Origin of the sequence: Pseudomonas syringae (genome assembly GCF_021606685.1) — a bacterium.
GTDB classification, from domain to species: Bacteria; Pseudomonadota; Gammaproteobacteria; order Pseudomonadales; family Pseudomonadaceae; genus Aquipseudomonas; species Aquipseudomonas syringae_R.
The window spans coordinates 1-952 of the sequence record NZ_WKCB01000156.1 but is presented as its reverse complement, the minus strand read 5'-3'; the positions used below and the strand labels follow the sequence as shown (position 1 = coordinate 952).

At 58.5% G+C, this 952-nt stretch carries 1 pseudogene; it reads right to left on the bottom strand.

The features are described from left to right. Positions 1-952, bottom strand: a pseudogene (locus GIW02_RS27000) (type IV secretion protein Rhs); the annotation flags it as partial.

The window sequence follows — 952 nt, the reverse complement described above, 5'->3', positions numbered from 1 at the left end:
TTGCAGGTTGCCGTTGAGGTCGTAGGCGTAGGCCGTTCGTTGGCCGTCAAACCCGGTTTCCTGCTGGATCAGGCCGTTGGGGTAGTACTGCAACCCATAGGTTTCGCCGACCTCGTTTTCAATCTCGGTGAGCAGCAATCGAGCATTGTCATAGCGATAGCTGACCTGGCTGCCATCGGCATTGATGCGACGGCTGATCAGGTGTAAACCGTCGGCATATTCGTAGCGGGTGACGTTCCCCAGCTCATCGCGTTCAGCGGTGATTTTTCCGTAGGGGTTGTAGCTGTATTCCCGCGTCGCCCCACCCGGCAGCACTACGCGAGTCAATCGGCCAACGCTGTCCCACTGATACTGCGTCAGCGCCCCAAACTCATCCTCGCGCGCCACCTGCCGCCCAAGATCGTCATAGCGATAACGCTTGATTCCGCCATTGGCCAGCTGTTCTTCAATGAGCTGGCCGCGCTCATTCCATACCAACCGCTGACAGCTACCGTCGGGATACCAAACCCCAATCAGTTGCCCGTATTTGTCGTAGCTGTAGTCCGTGACTTGGCCGTCGGGATCGGTCTTGCGGATGACATCGCCCTGAACGTTCCGCTCATACTTCCAAACCGCCTCACCACGCATTACAACCCGTACGAAGCCATTGTCATGCTCGTAGGAAGTCGGCTCATCGTCTCCAGGAAACAACGCCACCAAGCGCCCGGCGTCGTCGTACTGATACGCCGTCACCGCGCCCAGCGGGTCTTGCTCGACCGTCAGCCGGCCTTTTTCATCGTAGGATTTGTAATGCTCAGCGCCGTCCGGGTCGATACGTTGCACCAACCGTGCACGGTCATCGTGGACATACACTTCCTGGCTGCCATCGGCGTTGTGCACGGTGACGCGGCCGTTATCGTCCCAGGCATAACGCGTGTCCATCTGCGAAAAACTGGCCCAGTGCCGGACACAG